The organism is Streptomyces sp. NPDC006140 (genome assembly GCF_040628815.1).
In the GTDB taxonomy this organism is placed as follows: Bacteria; Actinomycetota; Actinomycetes; order Streptomycetales; family Streptomycetaceae; genus Streptomyces.
In genome coordinates this window covers 274,567-296,898 of the sequence record NZ_JBEXTS010000007.1, presented here as the reverse complement: position 1 = coordinate 296,898, position 22,332 = coordinate 274,567, and the positions used below count along the sequence as shown (strand labels likewise).

General features: G+C 73.5%; 20 protein-coding genes. 9 read left to right on the top strand and 11 right to left on the bottom strand.

Annotated elements, in window-relative coordinates:
• Positions 1–102: 102 nt before the first annotated feature.
• Complete coding sequence (locus ABZ386_RS20620; RefSeq protein WP_358965478.1) at positions 103–3,198, bottom strand: glycoside hydrolase family 2 TIM barrel-domain containing protein; 3,096 nt, start codon at positions 3,196–3,198, stop codon at positions 103–105.
• Between the two features lie 256 nt (positions 3,199–3,454).
• On the opposite strand from ABZ386_RS20620, the gene ABZ386_RS20615 reads away from it, so the two are divergent.
• Together ABZ386_RS20615 and ABZ386_RS20610 are read left to right on the top strand one after the other, a co-directional pair.
• Positions 3,455–5,839 (top strand): SpoIIE family protein phosphatase, encoded by a 2,385-nt coding sequence (locus ABZ386_RS20615; RefSeq protein WP_358965476.1) that lies wholly within the window; start codon positions 3,455–3,457, stop codon positions 5,837–5,839.
• 153 nt (positions 5,840–5,992) lie between these two features.
• Positions 5,993–7,249, top strand: coding sequence for an arsenic transporter (locus ABZ386_RS20610; RefSeq protein WP_356505309.1), 1,257 nt, complete (start codon positions 5,993–5,995; stop codon positions 7,247–7,249).
• 12 nt (positions 7,250–7,261) lie between these two features.
• On the opposite strand, the gene ABZ386_RS20605 is transcribed toward ABZ386_RS20610, so the two are convergent.
• Together ABZ386_RS20605 and ABZ386_RS20600 are read right to left on the bottom strand one after the other, a co-directional pair.
• Positions 7,262–9,331, bottom strand: coding sequence for an RICIN domain-containing protein (locus tag ABZ386_RS20605; protein ID WP_358965474.1), 2,070 nt, complete (start codon positions 9,329–9,331; stop codon positions 7,262–7,264).
• 239 nt (positions 9,332–9,570) lie between these two features.
• Positions 9,571–10,485 carry a helix-turn-helix domain-containing protein gene (locus ABZ386_RS20600; RefSeq protein WP_351335629.1) on the bottom strand — a complete coding sequence of 305 codons (915 nt, stop codon included), beginning with the start codon at positions 10,483–10,485 and terminating at the stop codon, positions 9,571–9,573.
• 63 nt (positions 10,486–10,548) lie between these two features.
• Between ABZ386_RS20600 and ABZ386_RS20595 the strand changes: the two genes are divergently transcribed.
• The gene (locus tag ABZ386_RS20595; protein WP_351335632.1) at positions 10,549–11,391 is read left to right on the top strand and encodes a phytanoyl-CoA dioxygenase family protein; all 843 of its coding nucleotides are present in this window, start codon (positions 10,549–10,551) and stop codon (positions 11,389–11,391) included.
• A gap of 11 nt (positions 11,392–11,402) precedes the next feature.
• Here the strand turns inward: ABZ386_RS20595 and ABZ386_RS20590 are convergent, their stop codons facing one another.
• A complete protein-coding gene (locus tag ABZ386_RS20590) occupies positions 11,403–12,371 on the bottom strand; it encodes an aldo/keto reductase (RefSeq protein ID WP_351335635.1) in 969 nt (322 codons plus the stop codon).
• Positions 12,372–12,585: 214 nt separating this feature from the next.
• Here ABZ386_RS20590 and ABZ386_RS20585 point away from each other — a divergent pair, with 214 nt between their 5' ends.
• Positions 12,586–13,461 (top strand): hypothetical protein, encoded by an 876-nt coding sequence (locus ABZ386_RS20585; protein ID WP_358965473.1) that lies wholly within the window; start codon positions 12,586–12,588, stop codon positions 13,459–13,461.
• Positions 13,462–13,494: 33 nt separating this feature from the next.
• On the opposite strand, the gene ABZ386_RS20580 is transcribed toward ABZ386_RS20585, so the two are convergent.
• Positions 13,495–14,034: a flavoprotein gene (locus ABZ386_RS20580; RefSeq protein WP_358965471.1), complete on the bottom strand. Its 540-nt coding sequence runs from the start codon at positions 14,032–14,034 to the stop codon at positions 13,495–13,497.
• A gap of 28 nt (positions 14,035–14,062) precedes the next feature.
• The gene (locus ABZ386_RS20575) at positions 14,063–14,521 is read right to left on the bottom strand and encodes a nuclear transport factor 2 family protein (RefSeq protein ID WP_355728913.1); all 459 of its coding nucleotides are present in this window, start codon (positions 14,519–14,521) and stop codon (positions 14,063–14,065) included.
• Between the two features lie 94 nt (positions 14,522–14,615).
• Between ABZ386_RS20575 and ABZ386_RS20570 the strand changes: the two genes are divergently transcribed.
• Positions 14,616–15,167, top strand: a complete 552-nt coding sequence (locus ABZ386_RS20570) for a TetR/AcrR family transcriptional regulator (protein ID WP_358965469.1) — start codon at positions 14,616–14,618, stop codon at positions 15,165–15,167.
• 9 nt (positions 15,168–15,176) lie between these two features.
• On the opposite strand, the gene ABZ386_RS20565 is transcribed toward ABZ386_RS20570, so the two are convergent.
• Both ABZ386_RS20565 and ABZ386_RS20560 read right to left on the bottom strand, forming a co-directional pair.
• A complete protein-coding gene (locus ABZ386_RS20565) occupies positions 15,177–15,377 on the bottom strand; it encodes a ferredoxin (protein WP_114257008.1) in 201 nt (66 codons plus the stop codon).
• Positions 15,378–15,389: 12 nt separating this feature from the next.
• Positions 15,390–16,595 (bottom strand): cytochrome P450, encoded by a 1,206-nt coding sequence (locus ABZ386_RS20560; RefSeq protein ID WP_358965467.1) that lies wholly within the window; start codon positions 16,593–16,595, stop codon positions 15,390–15,392.
• 287 nt (positions 16,596–16,882) lie between these two features.
• On the opposite strand from ABZ386_RS20560, the gene ABZ386_RS20555 reads away from it, so the two are divergent.
• Together ABZ386_RS20555 and ABZ386_RS20550 are read left to right on the top strand one after the other, a co-directional pair.
• The gene (locus ABZ386_RS20555) at positions 16,883–17,515 is read left to right on the top strand and encodes a LysE family transporter (RefSeq protein ID WP_358965465.1); all 633 of its coding nucleotides are present in this window, start codon (positions 16,883–16,885) and stop codon (positions 17,513–17,515) included.
• Between the two features lie 101 nt (positions 17,516–17,616).
• The gene (locus ABZ386_RS20550) at positions 17,617–18,066 is read left to right on the top strand and encodes a nitroreductase family deazaflavin-dependent oxidoreductase (RefSeq protein ID WP_355728551.1); all 450 of its coding nucleotides are present in this window, start codon (positions 17,617–17,619) and stop codon (positions 18,064–18,066) included.
• A 187-nt stretch (positions 18,067–18,253) separates the two neighbouring features.
• Here ABZ386_RS20550 and ABZ386_RS20545 read toward each other — a convergent pair whose 3' ends face one another.
• Entirely contained in the window at positions 18,254–19,213 is a 960-nt protein-coding gene (locus ABZ386_RS20545) for a cation diffusion facilitator family transporter (protein WP_356505220.1), read from the bottom strand.
• Between the two features lie 120 nt (positions 19,214–19,333).
• Between ABZ386_RS20545 and ABZ386_RS20540 the strand changes: the two genes are divergently transcribed.
• Both ABZ386_RS20540 and ABZ386_RS20535 read left to right on the top strand, forming a co-directional pair.
• On the top strand, positions 19,334–20,359 hold the full coding sequence (locus tag ABZ386_RS20540; protein ID WP_351335662.1) for a glutathione S-transferase C-terminal domain-containing protein: 1,026 nt from the start codon (positions 19,334–19,336) through the stop codon (positions 20,357–20,359).
• A gap of 39 nt (positions 20,360–20,398) precedes the next feature.
• Complete coding sequence (locus tag ABZ386_RS20535; protein WP_114257002.1) at positions 20,399–20,695, top strand: DUF4235 domain-containing protein; 297 nt, start codon at positions 20,399–20,401, stop codon at positions 20,693–20,695.
• A gap of 167 nt (positions 20,696–20,862) precedes the next feature.
• Here ABZ386_RS20535 and ABZ386_RS20530 read toward each other — a convergent pair whose 3' ends face one another.
• Both ABZ386_RS20530 and ABZ386_RS20525 read right to left on the bottom strand, forming a co-directional pair.
• Positions 20,863–21,255, bottom strand: coding sequence for a VOC family protein (locus tag ABZ386_RS20530; protein ID WP_114257001.1), 393 nt, complete (start codon positions 21,253–21,255; stop codon positions 20,863–20,865).
• 79 nt (positions 21,256–21,334) lie between these two features.
• The gene (locus ABZ386_RS20525; RefSeq protein WP_114257000.1) at positions 21,335–21,799 is read right to left on the bottom strand and encodes a pyridoxamine 5'-phosphate oxidase family protein; all 465 of its coding nucleotides are present in this window, start codon (positions 21,797–21,799) and stop codon (positions 21,335–21,337) included.
• Positions 21,800–22,332 lie beyond the last annotated feature (533 nt).

Sequence of the window (22,332 nt, the reverse complement as noted above, 5' to 3'; positions counted from 1 at the left end):
CAGATGCGGACGCAGGCCATGGTTGTGGCTGTTGTGACACCCCGTCAACGGTCCGGACAGGACTGGCCGTTCGCCGCCCGTCCGGACCGTCGGGGTCCGGGCTCAGGCGGCCGGGGTCTCCAGCCGGCTGATGCGGATCGCGCCCCGGGCCTCGTCGGGGTGGCGGCTCGTCAGGGTGAGCCGGATGCGGGAGCCGCGCAGGGGCGCGAAGGTGATCACGGTCGGGGCGCCGGAGGCGGTGGCCCAGTCGATCGTGGTGTCCCGGGCGGCCCGCCAGGCACGGCCGTCCCACACCGCCACCTCGATCGAGGCGGGCAGGCTGTGCGTGGCGTCCACGGTGAAGGAGACGTCGACCCGGTCGAAACCGCGGGTGCGTCCGAAGTCGACCGAGACCCAGTCCTCCGTACGCGCCCCGTCGAAGGCGGGCAGCAGGGCCGTGGCCTGCTTGAAGAAGCCGTTGGACCAGCCGGTGGCCGGGTCGCCGTCGAGCATGGCGGCCGGCAGGGTGTCCGGGCGGCCCGAGTAACTGGCGTCGGCGTGCGGGTAGGTGACGGGCGCGGGGTGCTCCGGCTTGAACACCGGCGGGTCGGTCTCGGCCCGGTCGCGGGCCGGTGTGGCGCGCACGGACGCCGTGCCGGTGCGCAGGCCGTCGGCCCGGGCCGTCACCGTCACCCGGCCCGTCCTGGTGCCGGAGCGGACGATGGCGAGGGCCTTGCCGTGGAAGGCGGTGCGGGTGCTCGCCTGGTAGCGCTCGGCGCTCTCCTGGCTGCCGTTGTCGAGTCCCGCGAGGGAGCCGTTCGCCACGTCGAAGGAGATCAGGTGCCCGGCGTCGGGCACCACGACACCGCGCCGGTCGACGACCTCGGCGGTCACGAAGACCAGGGAACGGCCGTCGGCGGCGAGGGACGTGCGGTCCGGGGTCAGGCGTATCGCGTGCGGGGCGCCGGCGGTGCGCAGCACGTCGGTGGCGACCACCCGGCCGTCCCGCCGCGCGACGGCCTTCAGTTCGCCCGGCGCGTAGGGCACCTTCCAGGTCAGGTGGAGCTTGCCGGCGCTGCCGTTCGGGCTGGTGTAGCTGCCCGGGTAGGGGCCGTCGGTGAAGGTCTTGTCGTCCCCGGTCGCCTCGGTCGTCTCCAGGTACACGCGGCCGTCGACGGTCTTCTTGGTGTCGAACCGCCGCACTCCCAGGGACTTCCCGTTGAGGTACAGCTCGACGGTGTCGACGTTCGCGTACGCCCACACCTCGACGGTGTCGCCCTCGGTGTGGTTCCAGGTCATCGGCAGCAGGTGGACCATCGGCTCGTCGGTCCACTGGCTCCGGAACAGGTAGTACATGTCCTTCGGGAAGCCGGCCGTGTCGACCGCGCCGAAGAAGGACGCCTTGACCGGGAAGACGTCGTACGGGGTGGGCTCGCCGAGGTAGTCGATGCCCGACCAGAGGAACTGCCCGGCGAACCACTTGCGGTCCCGGTCCTTCTTGTGGCCGTACTCGCCGCTCATGGTCCAGGAGGCGAGGTTGTTGTCGTAGGACGAGGTCGCCCGCTTGCCCGGCGTGTGGTTCTCGCCGGTGTTGAGGTGTTCGGGCTCCTGGTACGCGCCGCGCGTCGAGGTCTCCGACGACGACTCGGACTCGAAGAGGAACAGGTGCGGGTAGGCCGCGTGCAGCTGGTCCACCGACTTGGCGGTGTTGTAGTTGAGGCCGAGGCCGTCCAGCTTGGCGAGCATCAGGTCCGCGGCGGAGCCCTTCGCGGGCATGCGGCGGTACTTGTCGGAGCCGATGACCAGCGGTCGGGTGTCGTCGGCCGCCTTGATCGCGGCGATGATCCGGTCGGCCATGGCGAGGCCGGCGGTGGAGGTGGAGTCGGGGACCTCGTTGCCGATGGACCACATCAGCACCGCGGGCGAGTTGCGGGCCGCGAGCACCATCTCGGTGGCGTCCTTCTCGCCCCACTCGTCGAAGAACCGGCCGTAGTCGTACCGGTTCTTGCCGGTGCGCCAGCAGTCGAACGCCTCCACCAGCATGATGACGCCCAGCTCCTCGCAGACCTGGATCACCTCGGGGGCGGGCGGGTTGTGGGCGGTGCGCAGGGCGTTGACGCCCATGGACCGCATGATCTCCAGCTGGCGGCGGACCGCGTCGAGGCTCACGGCGGCGCCGAGGGCGCCCAGGTCGTGGTGGAGGTCGACGCCCTTGATCTTGTGGTGGCGGCCGTTGAGGAAGAAGCCCTCGTCCGGGTCGAAGCGGAAGGTGCGGATCCCGAAGACCGTGCGGTAGGTGTCGGTGGTCCGGCCGCCGGTGCGCAGCTCGGTGTGCAGGGTGTAGCGGTGCGGGGCGTCGATGTCCCACAGCTCGGGGCGCGGGACCGTGAGCCGGTGGGTCTCGGTGTGCGCGCCGGTGACGACGGCCGTGGAGGAGGCGCGGGCGACCGTCCGGCCCTTCGGGTCGACGACGCGGGAGACGACCTCGACGTCCGCGCCGCTGCCCGACGCGTCGACGACCGAGGTGGCGACCCGTACGACGGCCCGCTCGCGGGAGACCTCGGGCGTGGTGACGCGGGTGCCCCAGCGGGCCACGTGCACCGGCTCGGTGATCACCAGGCGGGCCTCGCGGTAGATGCCGCTGCCCGAGTACCAGCGGCTGCTGGGCAGGCGGTTCTGGACCTTGACGGCGAGCACGTTCTCGGTGGTGCCGTCGGTGTGCACCAGGTCCGTGAGGTCGAGGGCGAAGCCCGTGTAGCCGTAGGGGTGGCGGCCGGCCTCCTTGCCGTTGCAGTAGACGATGGAGTCCATGTAGACGCCGTCGAACTCCACCGAGATCCGCTTCCCGGCGAGGGCGCGCGGCAGGGTGAAGGCGAGGCGGTACCAGCCGAGGCCGCCCGGGAGGAAGCCGGTGCCGCTGGTCGTGCCGTGCTCGGTGGTGGGGGCCTGCTCGATGCTCCAGTCGTGCGGGACGGCGATCTCACGCCACCAGGAGTCGTCGTACCCGGGCAGGGCGGCGTCGGCGTAGGCACCGGTCGGGTCGGTGATGCCGCCCGGATCGACCAGCACGAAGCGCCAGCCGTCGCGCAGCGCGACGGTGCGGCGGCCGGACGCGCCGCGCGCCTCCTCGGCGGCCCACGCCTCCGGCGCGCCCAGCAGCGCTCCGGCCGCGGGCGCGGCCGCGGAGGCGAGCAGGACCGATCTGCGCGTGACCGACATGGCGGTTCTCCCTCATGAGGACCCAGAACTAATCACAACCGACCGTGAACAAACAGATTCTGTCGATGCGTCACATAGGGCCGTCAAGAGTGCGGAGGCCGCCTTCTGCCCCGGAGGTCACATCGGCCGGATGTCCACCTCGGCCCCCGGGGCCGGGCGGCCGGGGGGTTACCGGTCCACACCGGGCGTCCACGGACTAGTCTGGAACTCAAGTGACCTCCCTGTTCACTGTGAGTGTCCGTATGGAGTGGCGACGATGAGCCCGGACGAGCCGTTCGACGATGGCGTGGCCGCCCGTGCCGTCATCGCCGCCGACGGCACGCTCACCGAGTGGAGCGAGGGCGCCCGCGCCCTGCTGGGCCACACGGCCCCCGAGGTCGTGGGCCGCCCGGCGGCCGAGCTGCTGGCCGACGGCGCGGACGCCCCGCCCGTGCCCCTGAACTCCCGCTGGAGCGGCACCCTCGCGCTGCGGCACCGCGACGGCCACACGGTGCCCGTGTGGGTGCTCGCCCACCGCAGACCGCCGGACGGCCCCGAGACGACCGACTGGCTCGCCGTGTCCCCGCCGCGGGCGCCCGACGGGGAGCTGCCGGAGGACCCCCTGGTGCGGGCGGCCCTCACGCAGTCGCCCTGCGCCACGATGATCTTCGACGACCGGCTCCGGCTGCGCGGCGTCAACGACGCCATGGCGGACCTCGTGGGGCTGCCGGCCGACCGCCTGCTGGGTCTGCGGCCCACCGACATCGGCAGCCGCCCGCAGAACGCGGAGCTGGAGGAGTATCTGCGCCGGGTGCTGAGCACGGGCCGGCGGCAGGAGATGCAGACGTACATGAAGGCCAGCGGCGAGAGCCGGGGTGCGCACGCCTGGCTGGCCCGGCTGGCTCCCCTCACCGACGGCACCGGTCAGGTGCGGGGCGTGTGCGTGACCGCCCACGACTTCACCGACCAGTACCGGTCGCGGGAGCGGCTGCAACTGGTCAACGAGGCGAGCGTGCGCATCGGCACCACCCTCGACGTCACCCGGACGGCGCAGGAGCTGGCGGACGTGTGCGTCCCGGCACTCGCCGACTTCGTCAGTGTCGACCTGCTCGACCCGCGGGAGCACGGCGGCGAGTCCGCGGGGCCGCCCGCCCCGCCCGTGAGCCTGCGCCGGGCCGCCCACCAGTCGGTCAACCAGGGCAGCCCCGAGGCCGTCGCCAAGCCGGGCCAGGTGGACGTCTACCCGGAGACCTCCCCGCAGGCCGCCTCGCTGGTCGCGGGCCACACGGTGGTGGCCTCGGGCTCGTCCGCCGAGCTGGAGCGGTGGCTCGCCTGGGACCCGGTCCGCTTCCGGCGGGTCCAGGAGTACGGCGTCCACTCGACGATGTCCGTGCCGCTCCAGGCCAGGGGCACGACCCTCGGGGTCGCCGTCTTCACCCGCTTCCGGCGCCCGGAGCCCTTCACGGACGACGACGTCCTGCTGGCCGAGGAGGTCACGGCCCGGGCCGCCGTCTGCATCGACAACGCGCGCCGCTACTCCCGCGAGCGCGAGACGACCCTCACGCTGCAGCGCAGCCTGCTGCCCCGGGTGCTGCCGCGCACCGCGGCCGTGGAGGCGGCCTCCCGCTATCTGCCCGCCACCCGCTCCGGCGTGGGCGGCGACTGGTTCGACGTGATCCCGCTGTCCGGGATGCGGGTCGCCATGGTCGTCGGGGACGTCGTCGGCCACGGCATCCAGGCCTCGGCCACCATGGGCCGGCTGCGCACCGCCGTGCGCACCCTCGCCGACATCGACCTGGCCCCCGACGAGCTGCTCACCCACCTCGACGACCTGGTGGTGCGGCTGTCCCAGGAGTCCGGCGGCGACGCGGGCACCGGAGAGGTGGGCGCGACCTGCCTGTACGCGGTGTACGACCCGGTGTCGCGGCGCTGCACCCTGGCCCGCGCCGGGCACCCGCCGCCCCTGCTCGTCCCGCCCGGCGGCCCGGCCCGGCAGCTCGACCTGCCCTCGGGCCCGCCGCTGGGGGTCGGGGGGCTGCCGTTCGAGTCGGCCGAGGTGGAGCTGCGGGAGGGCAGTGTCCTGTCGTTCCACACGGACGGGCTGCTCGCCCACCACGAGCGGGACGGCGAGGCGGGGCACCGGATGCTCCGCGAGGCGCTGTCGGCCCCCGCCGACTCGCTGGACGAGACCTGCGACCGGGTGCTGCACGCCCTGCTCCCGCCGGGCGGCTCCGCCGACGACGTCGCCCTGCTGCTGGCCCGCACCCGGGGCCTGCCGTCCTCGCAGGTCGCGACCTGGGACATCCCCGCCGACCCGGCGCTGGTCGCGCCCATCCGCAAGCAGGTCGTCGACCAGCTGGAGCGCTGGGGGCTGCTGGAGGCCACGTTCACCGCCGAGCTGGTGGTGAGCGAGCTGGTCACCAACGCCATCCGCTACGGCGCCCCGCCCATCCGGCTCCGGCTGATCCACGACGCGTCCACGCTCATCTGCGAGGTGTCCGACACCAACCACACGGCGCCGCACCTGCGCCGGGCCAAGACCTGGGACGAGGGCGGCCGGGGCCTGCTCCTGGTCGCCCAGCTGACCCAGCGCTGGGGCAGCAGGCACACGGCCGAGGGCAAGACGATCTGGGCCGAGCTGGCGCTGCTCGACGAGGTGTGAGACCGGGACGCGCCTCCTCGGTGTTCCTTACGGCGTGGGCGGCAGGCCGTGACGCGGCAGGCCCCGGCGTGGACGGCGGGGCCGTGGCAGGTCTCTTACCGGCGCCTGGTTTCATGGGCGGGCACGGCCTGATCACGTCCCGGAGGACCCGCCCTGAACACCCCGCTCGCCGAAGTCCTGTCCGTGACGCTGCTGGTCGCCGTACTGGTCTGGGCCGTCGCCCGCCCCAAGGGGCTGCCGGAGGCCGTGCTGGCGGTTCCCGCCGCCGGGTTCGCGGTCGCCGTCGGGGTGATCTCCCCGGACCACGCCTGGGAGGAGATCCAGCGGCTGGCGCCGGTGGTCGGCTTCCTCGCGGCCGTCCTGGTGCTCGCCCACTTCTGCGATGTCGAGGGGCTGTTCTCGGCGTGCGGCGCGTGGATGGCCCGCTGGGCGGCGGGACGCCCGGGGCGGCTGCTGACCGCGGTGTTCGCGCTGGCCTCCGTCATCACGGCCGTGCTCAGCCTGGACGCCACGGTCGTCCTGCTGACCCCGGTGGTGCTCGCCACCGCGGCCCGGATGGGCGTCGAGGCCCGGCCACACCTCTACGCGTGCGCCCATCTGTCGAACACCGCCTCGCTGCTGCTGCCGGTCTCCAACCTGACGAACCTGCTGGCGTTCACGGCCAGCGGGCTGAGTTTCACCAGGTTCGCGGCGCTGATGGCGCTGCCCTGGCTGGTGGCCATCGGCGCCGAGTACCTGGTGTTCCGGCGGTTCTTCGACCGGGAGCTGGCGGCCCCGCTCCCCTCCCCCGACTCCTCGCGGCCGCCCGAGCTGCCGCTGTTCGCACTGCTCACCGTGGGGTGCACGCTCGCCGGGTTCGTCGTGGCCTCCGCCCTCGGCATCGCCCCGGCGTGGGCCGCCCTGGCCGGTGCGGTGACACTGGCCGGGCGGGCGCTGCTGCGGCGGCGGGCCACCCCGCTGACGGTGGTGCGGTCGGCGGCCCCGGCCTTCCTGGCGTTCGTGCTCGCGCTCGGCGTCGTCGTGCGCGCGGTCGTCGACCACGGGCTCGCCGACGCGCTCCACCGCGTGCTGCCCGACGGGTCGGGCCTGCCCGCGCTGCTGGGCGTGGCCGCGCTGGCCGCCGTCCTGGCGAACCTCATCAACAACCTGCCCGCGGTGCTGGTGCTGCTGCCGCTGACCGCCGGGGCCGGTCCGGGTGCCGTGCTGGCGGTGCTGCTCGGCGTGAACATCGGCCCCAACCTGACCTACGCCGGGTCCCTGGCGACCCTGCTGTGGCGGCGGATCGCACAGCAGCACGGGCACCGCGTCGGCCTCGGGGAGTTCACCCGGCTCGGGCTGCTCGCGGTGCCGGCCGCGCTGGTGCCGGCCGTGGTGGCGCTGTGGCTGTCCCTGCGCGTCGTCGGCGGCTGAGCGGGCGCCGGGTCAGCGGCGGCCGCCTCCGCCGTAGCCACCGTATCCGTAACCGCCGTAGCCGTAGCCGCCGTATCCGTAACCGGGGTAGCCGTAGCCCGGGTAGCCGTAGCCGGGGTAGCCGTCCTGGCCGTCCGTGTCGCAAGGGTAGCCGTAGGGGGAGCACTCCGGGGCGCCGGGCGCCTGGCCGGTCGGTGTCGACGGGGTGGCGGACGGGGTCGGGGCGGGCTCGGGCGTCCTGGACGGTGTGGGGGTGGGGGTCGGGGTTGGCTTCGGGCGCGGGGGCGGCGCGGGGGCGTCCCAGTTGACGGCCTCCATCTGGAGGTCGGTCTTGGAGGTGTCGACGACCCAGCGCTGGGCCTCGTCGTCCGCCCGGGCCTTGAGGACCAGGGCCCCCGAGCCGTCGGTCGCGGCCGGCGCCAGGGCGAGGTCCTGGTTCCAGCGGGGCACCAGGGCGCCCTGGAGGGTGAAGTCGTAGCGGACGTTCCTGGTGTCCGGCTGGGACGCGCCCGTGCAGGGGGCCAGCCGTACGGAGTAGCCGAGGCGGGAGTCGAGGCACAGGTCGGGGGCGGCGCCGTTGCGCAGCAGCCCGTCGGTCTCGTACGTCCACTGCTGGGCGGTGGCGGCGGAGCAGGGGGTGAGCACGGCCTCCGCGTCCTCGACGGCCTTCTTGCCCTCGACGCCGACGCACAAGCCCGAGGCGACGTTGTGCAGCCGGCCGCGCAGGGCGCCCTTCTCCGCGTCGCCCGCTCCGGCCCAGGACGGGTCGCCGGCCGGCTCGCCCGCGTCGGAGCCGGGAGTCCCGGAGGGCCGGTCCGCGCCCGCCGACGGGGCGCCGTCACCGGAGTTGCCGGTGGACCACAGGACCAGCGGCAGGACGACCAGGCCGCTGACGGTCAGGACGCCGGCGGTGAGGTTACGGCGCCGGGCGGCACGGCGGGCCGCCTTGTGGGCGGACCGGCTGCGGGCGGTGCGGGGGCCTTCGGCCCGGCGGCCCCGGGGCGCGGCGGCGGGCGGGGCGGAGAGGCTCCCGGAGGCAGGGGCCTGAGCCGCGGTCCCGTCCTGGGCCGCGTTCGTGCCCGGGGCGACGGGGGCGGTGGGTGGCGTGGCCGGGGCGGGCGGGATGCCGTCGGGGCCGGTGAACGATTCGCCGATGGTGCCGGTGAGGGCGACCGGGTCCGGGAAGGCCCCCGGCGCGGCACCGGCCGGTGCGGTGCGGGCCTCACCTGCTGGGTCCCCGGGCACGGCGGCCTCGCCCGGTCTGTTCTCCGCGTAGTCCCGGCCGCCCCAGCCCAGCACCGCCTCCGCGAGGGCGACACCGAGCCCGTCGTTGAACCGGGCGAGCTGGTCGGCGGCGGCGCTGCAGTGCCCGCAGCCCTCGATATGCGCGCGTAGATCCGCGTCGATGCCGACGCCCCCGCGCCGGTACGTCACGTCGAGCAGCCGCAGGTAGCGCCGGCACTCCTCGTCGGGGGCGAGTTCGCGGTGCAGCTGGAGGCACTCCTCGCGCAGCCGGTCGCGGGCCCGGCCCAGTTCGACGCGCGCGCCCTCCTCGTCCAGGCCGAGCAGCCCGGCGGGGGCGGTGAGCGGCTCGGCCTCGACCTCGATGTGCCAGAGCAGACAGCGGGCGGACTGGGGCAGCCGCTGGAAGGCCCCGGAGAGCAGGCGCCGGTTGTGCGGCGGCAGCAGCCGGGCGGCCGGCCGCTCCCCGTCACCGGCCCCGGTCAGCAGGCCCGGGTGGAGCATGTCGCGTCGGTGGTCGCCGGCCCACTCGGCCGCGATACGCCGGACGGTGACCAGCAGCTGGGGCCGCCACGCGGAGGTCGGGCCGTTCTGGCGCAGGGTCTCGCCGAAGAGGCGGGTGAATGCGGCGGTGGTGAGAATTCCCGCGGAGCGCGAACCGTCGGTGCACAGCCGGGCGTAGGCGAAGCCCGCCTCCCAGTGCCGGTCCAGCAGTTCGCCGACGGGGTGGAGTGCGGGGGTCGCTCCCGTCCACTTCCTCAGCTCGGCGCTCAGCTGCTCGTCCGTCGCACCGGGCCCGCGGGCCGGGGCCGGGGAATTCGACGGGCCTGCGTCTTTCACGGCTGCATTCCTCTCAAGGACATGCGGGAAAAGTCCATACCAAGGGGTATGCGGGCTGGTGGCCTCGCGCATACAGAAGAAAGGTGTGTTGTACGCACACCGACAAGGCACACCTTTGCACAGGTCAACTACAAGGAACAAGGGATCTCACGGTTTCGTGCATTGCGTACGCCGCACCTGCCTTTTGACAAAATGTCAATCAGCGGAGCGAAAGGGATTTCCGTGCTGTCCGCGGAGTTTTAGTGGTGTGTCCGGTACGCGCCGGGCGGTATTCCGTAGCGCTCGCGGAAGACCCGGTTGAAGTGGAACGGGCTGGCGAAACCCGAGGCCGCGGCCACGCGTTCCACGGGCAGGTCGGTGCTCTCCAGCAGCCGGGCGGCGTGGCGGAGCCGGGCCTCGCGCAGGGCGCGCATGGGCGACTGGCCGAGCTGCCGGCTGAACAGGTGGGCGAACCGGGACGGCGACAGGGCGACGTCCTCGGCGAGCGAGCGGACGGTGTGCGGTGCGCCGGGGTCGGCGTCGATCAGCTCCCGCGCCCGGCGGATCCGGGGGTCGAGACCGGGCCGGGGCGCCGCGGGCCGGGCCCCCGCGGTGGCGAGGAGGACGATCTCCTCCAGGGCGCACAGGGCCAGTTCGCGGGCCGCGCTGCCGTGCGCGACGGCGACCTGCCCGTCCGGGTCCGTGGGCGCGGGGGGCGTGCCGGTCCCGGTCCAGCGGGCATCGGCGTGCATCCGCCGGAAAGCGGCCTCGACGCGGTCGCGCACTCCGGCCGGGGTGGAGGTGACCAGGTACACCCCGTCGCCCCTGTCGTACGGCCGCAGCCAGGCGGCCCACGACGTGCGGGCCTGGCAGTGGGCCCACCAGAAGCGCCAGTGCCGGGCGCCGGGCTCGACCGTGTAGCCGTGCGGGACGCCGGGGGCGAGCACCACCAGATCGCCCGCGCCGGCCGGGGCCCGGGCGCCGCCCTGCCACAGCCGTCCGCGCCCCGCCGTGGTCCAGGTGAACAGCCAGCTCGCCGAACCGCGCGGCCGGCTGACGACGTAGCCCGGCGGCTGGTCGAAGTGGCCGAGCACGACCAGGCCGGGCGGCGGTGCGGGGTCCCCGCCGGTCCCGCTGTCAGCAGTGCCGGGCAATCCCACAGCACGCACGGGCATCCTCCTCGACGGCTGGGCGGCCTAGCGTTCTGGACCGAGGACACCTGACCGAGGAGTGCGTTCATGACAGTCACGGGCAACGGCGCCGCCGGCGCTTCCATCCTGGACCCCGCCGGGCTGCGGCGGTACCGGGAGGGGTTCGAGGAGGACGGTTTCACGGTCGTGCGCGGGCTCTTCGGGGCCGCCGAGACCGGCCGGCTGTGCGAGGAGTTCGCGGCGCTGCGGGCGGCGGGCCCGGTGCCCGGGCACTTCCAGCCGTGTGCCTCCGCCGGGCCCGGCGCCGATCCGCTGCACGTCTGGCCGCGGGTGATGCATCCGCACGAGATCAACGACCTCGCGCGCGAGGTCCTGCTGGACGCCCGGCTCCGGACGGTGCTGGAGGTGCTGCTGGGCGAGGAGGTGCTGGCCGCGCAGAGCATGTTCTACTTCAAGCCGCCGGGTGCCCGGGGGCAGGCGCTGCACCAGGACAACTTCTATCTGCGGGTGGAGCCGGGCACGTGTGTCGCGGCGTGGGTGGCCTGCGATGTGATCGACCGGGAGAACGGCGGGCTGGAGGTCGTGCCCGGCACCCACCGGATGGACGTGTTCTGCCCGGAGCTCGCCGACCCGGACGTGTCCTTCGCGCGGGAGTACGTTCCCCCGCCGCCCGGGCTGGAGCCCGTGCCGGTGGACATGCGGCCGGGGGATGTCCTGTTCTTCAACGGGAGCCTGGTGCACGGGTCGCAGCCGAACCGTTCGCAGGACCGCTTCCGGCGGTCGTTCATCGGGCACTACGTGGGGCGGTCGGCCGAGCGGATCGGGGAGTTCTACCGCACGCTGACGATGAGCGGGGCGAGGGTCGTCCTGCCGGAGAGCGAAGGGGCGGGCCCCTGCGGCACCGAGTTCGCGCCGCAGGGGCCCCACTAGCCGCGAGAGCGTCAGTGACCGGCGATGGGGTGGGGGGTGTAGGGCCGCTCGAGTTCCTCGAGTTCCTTCTCGTCGAGGTGCAGGTCGACGGCCGCCACGGCGTCCTCCAGGTGCCGCGGCTTCGACGCGCCGACGATCGGGGACGTCACCGTGTCCTGGTGCAGCAGCCAGGCGAGGGCGACCTGGGCGCGGGGCACGCCCCGCTCCCCGGCGATGCGGGTGACCGCCTCGACGATGGTGCGGTCGCCCTCCTGGTACAACTTGCCGGCGAAGGGGTCGGTGGCGCCGCGCTCGGTCGTGGTGTCCCAGTCGCGGGTGAGGCGGCCGCGGGCGAGCGGGCTCCAGGGCAGTACGCCCACGCCCTGGTCCGCGCAGAGGGGCAGCATCTCGCGCTCCTCCTCGCGGTAGATCAGGTTGTAGTGGTTCTGCATGGACACGAAGCGGGTCCAGCCGTTCAGCCGGGCGGTGTACTGCATCTTGGAGAACTGCCAGGCGTACATCGAACTCGCCCCGATGTAGCGGACCTTGCCGGCCTTGACGGCGTCGTGCAGGGCCTCCATCGTCTCCTCGACGGGGGTGTGCGGGTCGAAGCGGTGGATCTGGTAGAGGTCGACGTAGTCGGTGCCGAGGCGGGCGAGGCTCCGGTCGAGCTCGGTCATGATCGCCTTGCGGGACAGTCCGCCGCCGTTCGGTCCGGGGCGCATCGGGTAGTACACCTTCGTCGCGAGCACGATCTCGTCGCGGCGCGCGAAGTCGCGCAGGGCCCGGCCGACGATCTCCTCGCTGGTGCCGTCGGAGTACATGTTCGCCGTGTCGAAGAAGGTGACACCCGCCTCGACCGCCTGCCGGATCAGGGGGCGCGAGGCCTCCTCGTCGAGGGTCCACTCGTGCGTGCCGCGGTCGGGCACCCCGTAGGTCATGCACCCCAGACAGATCCGCGAGACGTCCAGGCCCGTCGAACCGAGCTTCACGTACTGCATGGTTGCTGCTCCTGCCTTCGGGAGGGGTTACCAGGGGAGCGTACGTGCTCGTGTGCGCTCGAAGGCGAGTCGAGCCGGTCGAGCTGACGGCCCGTCAGCGTTGCTGCCCCCAGGTGACGGCCCCGGCGTGGGAGCGGCGGGGCGGTCCGCCCGCTGCCGCATCCTCGGCGCAGGTGGCCGGTGCCGGGCCGGCCGGTCTCGTACGGGAGGACGCGTGGCGGCACGACGGAGGACGCTCAGGATCCTGACCGGGGCGGCCGCGGTGTCCCTGGCCCTTGCCTCGGCCGGCTGGAGCCGGCCGGTCCCGCCGCGGCCCGAGGTCCGGTCCCCGGCACCGGCCGCGGACGCTCCGGCGACGCTCTGCGCGCCCGCGGGCGTCCTGCGCGGCGAGCGGGGCGAGCGGGCGGCCGTCAGCCTGTGCGTGGGCAGCGGCACCCCGGTGACGGCGGTCTCGGCACCCGCGACCTGCCGCCGCCCCGGGACGCCCGTGCGGTACGCCTGCCTGACCTCCGGCAGCTGGACCGCCGGGCGCGACGGCGTGACCGTCGCCTCCGGGCCGCTGCCCGGTTCGCAGCCGTACCCCGGCCCGGGGACCTACGACGTCACCGCCGCCGTGCGCGTCCGCTCCACGCCCGCCGGTGTGGACCTGCGCGGCACGGTCCGGGCCAGGCTCACCCTGACCGCGCCGAAGCAGCGGCCCACCCACCGCGTGGAGGTCGAGCCGGGGAGCCTGCGCCCCGGGACCACGACCACGCTGACGTACACCGTGTACCGCGACAGCGAGCAGGGCGACGGCAGCGCGCGCTTCGGGCTGATCGGCGAGGAGAGCACGGGGGTGCGGATCAGCACGGCGGACAGCCGGTGCGTCAACCCGCTGATCGGCCGGGCCCCGTCGCGGGACCGGCTGACGCACTCCGTGGACTGCGCTCTCACCGACCTCCAGCCGGGCCGTCCCGCCACCGTGCGCGTCCGGGTCGCACTGGCCTCGGCCTGCTCGACGGTCGTCTCGAAGCTGGGCTACTGGATGCCGCGCGGGCAGGCGCTGTACACCGGCGGCATGCTGGAGGGGCCGACGGTCGGCTGCGACTGACCGTGCCGGAAGGCCGTTCGCGGGGCCGGGCGGTCAGCCGCGCTCGATGAGGTCCAGGGCCCGCTCCCACCCGAACTCCGGCCGCTCCCCGTCCGGTCCCGGCTCTCCGGTGTACGGCGCGCCGAACCGTACGCCCATCCCCCGCAGCCGTTCGACGCTGTCGCGGTAGGCGGGGTGGGCGGCCAGCGCGTCGGCCACGCAGGGCAGGACGGCGATCGGCACACCGAGGCCCGCCGCCTCGCAGAGGGTGCCCAGGGCGAGGGTGTCGGCGATGCCGGCCGCCCATTTGTTGACGGTGTTGAAGGTGGCGGGCGCGACGACCACGGCGTCCGGGGCGGGGAACGGGCGCGGCTCGCCCGGGGTGCGCCAGGCCGACCGGATCGGGCGGCCCGTCTGCGTCTCGACGGCGGCGGTGTCGAAGAAGCCGTTCAGGGCGACCGGCGTCGCGATGACCCCGGCCTCCCAGTCCCGCTCCTGCGCGGCGGTGATCAGTTTGCTGACGTCCGCGGCGATGCCGGCGGCGCAGACGACGACGTAGAGGAAGGGCTTGCGGGCGGCGGCCTGTTCGGTCATCCCGGAAACCCTAGCGACTCCCCGGGGCTCACCGGACGGGGAAGCCGGCTCCGCGTTCCGACTCCGGCCGGGGGCCGTGGATGCGGCGCTCGCGCTCCTCGATCGGCACGTCGTTGATGCTCGCCTCGCGGCGGGCCATCAGGCCGTGCGCGTCGAACTCCCACAGTTCGTTGCCGTAGGAGCGCCACCACTGCCCCTCGGCGTCGCGGCACTCGTACTGGAAGCGGACGGCGATGCGGTTGCCGTCGAAGGCCCACAGGTCCTTGCGCAGCGCGTACTCCCGCTCGCGTTCCCACTTGCGGGTCAGGAACTCGACGATCGCGGCCCGGCCGGTGACGAAGGTGTCGCGGTTGCGCCAGACGGAGTCCTCCGTGTAGGCGAGGGCGACCCGGTGCGGGTCGCGGGTGTTCCAGGCGTCCTCGGCGGCCTGGACCTTGCGCGCGGCACTCTCGCGGGTGAACGGCGGCAGCGGCGGGCGGTCGGTCATGGATCCTCCCCGGTCAGCGGCGGAGAACGAGCGTTCTCCAGGGTGGCTGCTACGGTAGGAGAACGCTCGTTCTCGCGTCAAGGAGGGGTCGTTCATGGACCGTGCGGAGGCCCGGGAGCGGGCCCTGGACGCCGCCGAGGAGCTGTTCTACGGGCGGGGCGTGCAGTCGGTCGGCATGGACGACGTCCGCGGCGCGTCCGGGGTCTCGCTCAAGCGGCTCTACCAGCTGTTCCCGGCGAAGGAGCAGTTGGTGGAGGCGTATCTGGAGCGGCGGGACGCGCGCTGGCGCGGGCGGCTGGCCGAGTACGTCGAGCGGCAGGGGGAGCCCGAGGAGCGGATCCTGGCCGTGTTCGACTGGCTGGGCGGGTGGTTCGGCGAGCCGGACTTCCGCGGCTGCGCGTGGATCAACGCGTACGGCGAGCTGGGCGCCACGTCCGCGCGGGTGGCCGCGCAGGTGCGGGCGCACAAGCGGGCCTTCCGGGAGTACCTCGACTCCCTCGTCGCGGCGGCGGGGCTGCCCGCCGCGCTGGGCGGGCAGCTGTTCCTGCTGGCCGAGGGTGCGATGGTCACGGCGGGCGTCACCAGGAGCGCCGGGCCCGCCGCCGAGGCGCGCGAGGCGGCCCGGCTGCTCCTGCGCGCCGGATGAGCTACGGCGTCAGCCCACGGTCTCGGAGACGGTGATGGCGCTCACCGGGCAGGCGCGGGCCGCCTCCCGCAGCAGGGGGCTGCCGCCGCCGTCCTCCCGGCCGGGCAGCACGGTGCTGTAGCCGTCGTCGTCCTGGGTGAACACGTCCGGGGCGGTGAGGGCGCACTGGCCCGCGCCGATGCAGACGTCCTTGTCGATGTCGATGCGCATTCCCGAAGCCTCTTACCAGGTCACGGGGAGTTCCAGCATCCCCTGGATCGTGTCGCCCGGTTTGAAGGGGATCTCCTCGGCCGGGGCGGCCAGGCGCAGGCCGGGCAGCCGGTCGAAGAGGGTGCGCAGGGCGATCTCGAGTTCGGCGCGGGCGAGGTTCTGGCCGAGGCACTGGTGGATGCCGAAGCCGAACGCGACGTGGTGACGGGCGGGGCGGTTCCAGTCGAGCGTGTCCGGCTCGGGGTAGACGGTCTCGTCGCGGTTGATGAGGGAGGTCGCGAAGACCACGCCGTCCCCCCTGCGGATCGTGGTGCCGGCCACCTCGATGTCCTCGACGGCGAGGCGCAGCAGGCCGTCCGCGATGGACAGCATCCGCATCAGCTCCTCGACCGCGGTGGGCACCAGCTCCGGGTCGGCGCGCAGCTCGGCGAGCCGCTCGGGGTGCTGGAGCAGGGTGAAGGTGCCGAGCGAGATCATGTTGGCGGTCGTCTCGTGGCCCGCGACCAGCAGGATGAGGGCCATGGCGATGAGGCCCTCGCGGTCGAGCCCGCCGTCGCGCGACTGCCGCTGGACCAGGTCGTCCAGCAGGCCTGGGCCGGGATCGCGCCGCTTGCGGTCGATCAGCTCGCCGAAGTACGCCTCCAGCCGCTCCCGGGCGTCCAGCACGTCGGCGGTCTCCGGGCCGCGCAGCAGCCGTCGCGACTGGGTCTCGAAGAAGTCGTGGTCGGCGTACGGGACCCCGAGCAGGGCGCAGATCACCATGGACGGCACGGGCAGCGCGAAGGCGCTCACCAGGTCGGCGGGCGGCCCCTGGGCGATCATCGCGTCGAGGCGTTCGTCCACGATCCGCTGGATGCGCGGCCGGAGTTCGACGGCCCGTTTGAGGGTGAAGTCCCCGACGACCATGCGCCGCTGGGTGCGGTGTTCGGGGTCGTCGACGCCCAGCAGGGCGGTGCGGCGGTTGCGGATCCCGGCGAAGCGCTTGGTGGGGACGGGGAAGCCGGGGCGGTCGCGGTTGGACGACAGGCGCGGGTCGGCCAGCAGCGCGCGGGCGGTCGCGTGGCCGGTCACGAGCCAGGCCTCGCGGCCGTCGAAGAGGGTGATCCGGGTCAGGGGGCGCTCGGCGCGCAGCGGCTCGTAGCCGGTGGGCGGGTGGAAGGGGCAGGTTCGGCTCTGGGGGAAGGTGACGGGTTCGGCGGGTGCGGTCGTGTCCGTCATGAAGACCTCGCAGACGAAGAGTGCGTCGTGCCGATCATCATTAGATGCCCCAGGCATCTATGGAGCGACGTGAAGTTCGGCCAGATCGGTGCTGACGTGCAACTTGGCCGAGGAACGCCGTCTTCCTGTTCGAACGGGATCCAAAACCGGTTGTGGGTGGGGCGGGGCAGGGGTCAGGATCCGGCCATGTCTTTCTTCGATGCCCGTCCGTCGCTGTCCGCCGCCGCTTCCGCCGCGCGCCGACAGCAGACGTCCGGCCGCCGTGGAGGGCCGACCGCGCCGCGGTCATGACCGCCGCGCTCGTCGCCGGGCTGCTCGCCGGCTACGGCATCGCCGTCCCCGTCGGAGCGGTCGGCACCTACCTCGTCTCCCTCACCGCCCGCACGTCCCTGCGCACCGGTGTCTGCGCCGCGCTCGGCGTCGCCACCGCCGACGGGCTGTACGCCCTCGCGGCGACGCTCGGCGGGACGGCCCTGGCCACCGCGCTGCGGCCGGTGCTCGGGCCGCTGCGGTGGGTCTGTGTGCTGGTGCTGCTCGCGCTGGCGGTGTGGGGCGCGGTCGGCGCGCTGCGCGCGTACCGCGGCCGGCGGCTCGCCACGCGGACGGCCCCCGCTCCCCCGCGTCCGGCCCGGGCGTTCTGGGGGCTGCTCGGCATCACCCTGCTCAACCCCACCACCGTGGTCTACTTCGCGGCACTCGTGCTCGGCTCCCACGCCACGGGGCCGGCCGGGCCGCTGGAGCAGGGCGTGTTCGTGCTGGCCGCCTTCGCGGCCTCCGCGAGCTGGCAGGTGCTGCTCGCCGGGGGCGGTGCGCTGCTGGGCCGGGCGCTGACGGGGCGTCGGGGCCGGCTGGTGACGGCGTTCGTCGCGAGCGGGGTGATGACGGCGCTGGCCGTGCGGATGGCGGTGGCGCCGGGGTGAGGTGCGTGGCCGGGAATCGGCGGGGTGCGGATGATTCCCGGGCCTTCGGGTGTTGCAGGCGGCAGTCGGTCAGTCGTGGACGCGACGGGAGGACGGTTGCCATGCCTCTTGAGGGCGAGTACGAACCCAGCCCTACGCGGTGGGTGCGCGAGCAGGTGGAGCTGTACGAGAGTTCCGGGGGCACGCGGGGGACGACCCTGCAGGGCTCCAGGATGCCGGTGGTGGTGCTGACCTCGCGGGGCGCCCGGACCGGGAAGCTGCGCAAGAGTCCGGTGATGCGGGTGGAGCACGAGGGGCGGTACGCCGCGGTGGCCTCCCTCGGCGGGGCGCCGAAGCACCCGGTCTGGTACTTCAACCTCAAGTCCGACCCGCACGTGGAGCTCCAGGACGGGCCGGTCAAGCGGGACATGACGGCCCGTGAGGTCACGGGCGCGGAGAAGGCCGAGTGGTGGGAGCGTGCGGTCGCGGCGTATCCGGCGTACGCCGAGTACCAGAAGAAGACGGACCGCGAGATCCCGGTCTTCGTCCTGGAGCCGACCGAGGACGACTGACCGGGTTCCCGGTTTCCGGCCGGGGGTGTCCTCAGCGGCCGTGCCGGAGGGTACGCCGGTCCGCCCGGCAGCCGGCGTGACCTGCCGTGCCGGAGGGCAGGGCGGCCGGCTGCGGGCGGGGTGGAGTCGGCGGGGGGAAATTTTCCGGTCGGGGTGCATGAACCGTCGGCGGCGGGGCACGCGTGGGTCAGGCCCCGCCGCGCTCCCCCGTCGCGGCGGGGCTTTCCGCTGCCTCGCGCGCGACACGGTCCGTGACGTCGAGGAAGATCTGGTCGGCCTCGGGCACCGTCCTCGCGATGGAGCGCTTGATGCGCACCGCGACCTCCTCGACCCGCTCGCTGTCCAGGCCCGGCACCAGATCGACCCGGGCCGCCACCAGGGCCGAGTCGAGGCCGGTCTTCATCGTGAACAGCGCCTCCACGCTGTCGATCTCGGGCTGCGCCCGCAGCAGTGCCTGGATCCGCCCGCTCGCCTCCGGGTCGGCCGCCTCGCCGATCAGCTGGTCGCGGGCGTCGCGGCCCAGCCGGTAGGCGACGTAGACCAGCAGCGTGCCGATCGCGAGCGAGGCGGCCGCCTCCCACACCACCTGGCCGGTGACCATGTGCAGCGCCATGCCCGCGATGGCCAGCGTGACGCCGAGCACCGCCGTGCCGTCCTCGGCGACGACCGTCCGCAGGGCGGGGTCCCGCAGCCCCTCGCGCCCACCGCCCTGCCGGCGCACCTGATACAGGGCCCGCAGCAGGGAGCCGCCCTCCGCGAGGAGGGCGATGCCGAGCACGACCAGGCCGGCCACATAGCCGCCGAGATCCTCCGCCGCTCCGCTCGTCAGGGCTTCGAAGCCCTGGAAGAAGGAGAAGCAGCCTCCCATCACGAAGATCCCGACGGCCGCGAGGAGCGACCAGAAGAACCGCTCCTTGCCGTAGCCGAAAGGGTGACGCCGGTCGGCGGGGCGGCGGCTGCGGCGCAGGGCCGCCAGTAAGAACACCTCGTTCAGGCTGTCGGCCACCGAATGGGCCGCCTCCGACAGCAGGGCGGGCGATGCGGCGGCCAGACCGCCGACGGCCTTGGCGGCCGCTATCACCAGATTGGCCGCGAGCGCCACCAGCACGGTGACGCGTGTCCTCCGATCAGATCCTTCTTCAGTCACCCCCGCCGATTGCCCCGGTCGGCGGTGCTCACACCGTGCCGTCCGCGGAAAACGGGGAACGCGTTCACCAGGGCACACGCACGACAAGCAGGCCACACGTACGGCAAGGAGGTCTTCCCCATGAGCCGCGACGACGGCGACGGCGGCAACAGCGCCTACGGAAAGAGGACGTTCAAGCGGTCCAAGGCGCATTTCACGGACCGCATCACGGCGGACGGCCGGGACGGCTGGCCGGTGGAGGCCGGCCGCTACCGCCTGGTCGTCAGCCGTGCCTGCCCGTGGGCGAGCCGGTCGCTGGTCTCCCGGCGGCTGCTCGGGCTGGAGGACGCGCTGTCCCTGGCCGTCGCCGACCCGGTCCAGGACGACCGCAGCTGGCGCTTCACGCTGGACGAGGACGGCCGCGACCCGGTCCTCGGCATCCGCTATCTGAGTGAGGCGTACGACCGCCGCGAGACGGACCACCCCGGCGGGGTCAGCGTGCCCGCCGTCGTGGACGTCCCCAGCGGGAAGCTGGTCACCAACGACTACCAGCAGCTCACCCTCGACCTCGCGACCGAATGGACGGCCCTGCACCGGGAGGGGGCGCCCGACCTGTACCCGGAGCGGCTGCGCGACGAGATCGACGAGGTGATGGCGGACGTCTACGAGGACGTCAACAACGGCGTCTACCGGGCGGGGTTCGCCACCGGGCAGGAGGAGTACGAGGCCGCCTGCGCGGGCGTGTTCCGGCGGCTGGAGCTGCTCGCCGACCGCCTGGAGCGGCAGCGGTACCTGGTCGGCGACACGATCACCGAGGCGGACATCCGGCTGTTCACCACGCTCGTGCGTTTCGACGCCGTCTACCACGGTCACTTCAAATGCAACCGCTGGAAGCTGACGGAGAACCAGGTGCTGTGGGGGTACGTCCGCGACCTCTACCAGACGCCCGGGTTCGGCGACACCGTCGACTTCGACCACATCAAGCGGCACTACTACCAGGTGCACACGGGCATCAACCCGACCCGCATCGTGCCCCTGGGGCCGGACCTGTCCGGCTGGCTGACCCCGCACCACCGCGAGGAGCTGGGCGGCCGGCCGTTCGGTGACGGCACTCCGCCCGGGCCGGTCCGCGCCGAGGAGCGGGTCCCGGCCGCGCACACACCCTGACCACTTCCACCACCCCTTTCAGCTATCAAGGAGATCCCCGTGGCCAAGAAGAAGAAGATGTCCCTCGCCTACCAGCCCGTGGGTTTCGTGCTCGGCTGGTCCGGCGGCTGGCTGGCCGGGCTCGCCTTCCGCAAGACGTGGATGGCGATCCGGCACGAGGAGGACGCGCCCGACGCGCTGGACAAGGACCGCGGCTGGGGCGAGATCCTGCTGGCCGCCGCGATCCAGGGCGCCATCTTCGCCGTGGTGCGCAGCGCCGTGGACCGCGCGGGCGCCAAGGCCATCGAGCGTTCGACCGGCACCTGGCCGGTGGGCGAGAAGGGCGGCCGGGACTGACGGCGGCGCGGCCCCGCCCGGCCCCGGGCCGGGCGGGGCCGGCCTGTGCGGTCAGCCGTCCGCCTTGATCGTCGCTCTCTCGTCCCGGCCGGCGTCACCGGCCTGGACTTCGCCCTCACCGCACTGCTCGCCCTGTTCACCGCCGGGCTGCCGCCAGGCCGGTCGGGTCAGCCCTGCTTGGGTGCGGTCGGCGCGGTCCGGCGCAGGGTGAAGGAGTGGCCCGCCGGGTCGGCGTAGCCGCGCTCCTCCAAGGGGCCCGAGGCCTCCTTGGCCTCCAGCGGACGGCCGCCGAGGCTGATGACGCGGCGTTCCACCGCGTCGAGGTCGTCCACCACGAACTCCAGGTGCGCCTGGAGGGAGTTCTCGGGACGTGGCCAGCTCGGCGGGGTCGCGTTGACGTCCCGGCGCAGGGCGATCCGGAAGCCGTCGGCGCTCCTGATCTCCACGCGGTTGGCCGTCGCGTCCGCCTCCTCACCCTCCAGCAGTTCCTTGTAGAACACGGCGAGCTTCTCGGGCTCGGCACAGTCGAGCACGAGGACCCCCGCTTTCACCAGTGCCATGTCTCCTCCGCGGGATTCCGGCCGCGGGGCGTTCGTGCCCCGCGGCCCTGTACCTTGCGGATATCCCGGTCCGGCCGATTCAGTCGGCCGTCAACCACCGTCCGTCGCGCATGAGTTCGCGGCCGTCCAGCTCGTCGGCCTCCCGCCAGGCCTGCACCCGCCGCGGCACCACGCGGAAGTAGAGGTACGGCGTGGCGAGGCGGCGGGGGTCGAAGCCGGTCTTGGCAGCGAAGAGTTCGGCGTCCTCCTCGGTCAGCTCGGCGGGCTGGACGGTCTCCACGGTGCCGTCCACCATGACCACGTCGCGGGTCGGCCCGATGCCCACCCGGGCCCGGCCGGTCGCGGCGAGGTTCCGCCCGGTGGGGCTCGACGCGGGTGTGGCGAACAGCAGGTACGAGCCGTTCCAGAGGAACGACAGCGGGACGAGGTACGGCGTCCCCGACGTGCCGTCGGCCGTGGCGACCCAGGCGTCCACGTCGTGTTCGAGACGGTGCAGGGTGTCCTTGGTGCGCTGCTCAGCGCTGCGTGCGGGTGCGGACGTCATCGTCGGTGCGCCTCCTGGAGAGTCGTCGAACGGACTCCGGCCAGTGTGGCGTTCCGAGGCTCCGGAGGTTCGGCGGACCAGCCGGTACCGGGTGAGGGACGAGGGAGTATACGCAGCTCATGCGCTTCGGGCAGTAACGGAGATCACGGCGCGGTCACGGAATGGCTTATTCACGCCGTGGGCAGCCTCGTACCGCTTCTCGGTTCAACTTTCGGACTGCGAAGCCCAGTTCGAGTGTGCGGGCGGTCACGGAACCGTCCGCTCGCAGGGGTGGGGGGACTCTGCGGTCCGTCTCCCGAAAGGAAGCACATGCCTCAGGACGTCCGGTTCGACCTGCCCTTCGACATCCCCGTCGGCCACCCACCCGCCTCGGGCGAAGCTGCGCCTCTCGGATCCAGTGGTCGCGCTACGCCTGACGGGTCCGCGCGTGCTTCCTGATCATGCCGGTCAACGACCACGGTCGATCGATTCCGTTGCCAGGACCACAGTTCATGGGGAGACCGGTGTGAAATCTCGAGTCGCAGGTGCTGTTC

Bases quoted from the DNA above. Each gene is read 5' to 3' on its own strand.
- ABZ386_RS20555 (WP_358965465.1), top strand. From the start codon at position 16,883: ATGACCGCCGCGCTCGTCGCCGGGCTGCTCGCCGGCTACGGCATCGCC.
- ABZ386_RS20595 (WP_351335632.1), top strand. From the start codon at position 10,549: ATGACAGTCACGGGCAACGGCGCCGCCGGCGCTTCCATCCTGGACCCC.
- ABZ386_RS20565 (WP_114257008.1), bottom strand. From the start codon at position 15,377: ATGCGCATCGACATCGACAAGGACGTCTGCATCGGCGCGGGCCAGTGC.
- ABZ386_RS20620 (WP_358965478.1), bottom strand. From the start codon at position 3,198: ATGTCGGTCACGCGCAGATCGGTCCTGCTCGCCTCCGCGGCCGCGCCC.
- ABZ386_RS20540 (WP_351335662.1), top strand. From the start codon at position 19,334: ATGAGCCGCGACGACGGCGACGGCGGCAACAGCGCCTACGGAAAGAGG.
- ABZ386_RS20575 (WP_355728913.1), bottom strand. From the start codon at position 14,521: ATGACCGACCGCCCGCCGCTGCCGCCGTTCACCCGCGAGAGTGCCGCG.
- ABZ386_RS20590 (WP_351335635.1), bottom strand. From the start codon at position 12,371: ATGCAGTACGTGAAGCTCGGTTCGACGGGCCTGGACGTCTCGCGGATC.
- ABZ386_RS20560 (WP_358965467.1), bottom strand. From the start codon at position 16,595: ATGACGGACACGACCGCACCCGCCGAACCCGTCACCTTCCCCCAGAGC.
- ABZ386_RS20600 (WP_351335629.1), bottom strand. From the start codon at position 10,485: ATGCCCGTGCGTGCTGTGGGATTGCCCGGCACTGCTGACAGCGGGACC.
- ABZ386_RS20530 (WP_114257001.1), bottom strand. From the start codon at position 21,255: ATGGCACTGGTGAAAGCGGGGGTCCTCGTGCTCGACTGTGCCGAGCCC.
- ABZ386_RS20615 (WP_358965476.1), top strand. From the start codon at position 3,455: ATGAGCCCGGACGAGCCGTTCGACGATGGCGTGGCCGCCCGTGCCGTC.
- ABZ386_RS20525 (WP_114257000.1), bottom strand. From the start codon at position 21,799: ATGACGTCCGCACCCGCACGCAGCGCTGAGCAGCGCACCAAGGACACC.
- ABZ386_RS20570 (WP_358965469.1), top strand. From the start codon at position 14,616: ATGGACCGTGCGGAGGCCCGGGAGCGGGCCCTGGACGCCGCCGAGGAG.
- ABZ386_RS20580 (WP_358965471.1), bottom strand. From the start codon at position 14,034: ATGACCGAACAGGCCGCCGCCCGCAAGCCCTTCCTCTACGTCGTCGTC.
- ABZ386_RS20550 (WP_355728551.1), top strand. From the start codon at position 17,617: ATGCCTCTTGAGGGCGAGTACGAACCCAGCCCTACGCGGTGGGTGCGC.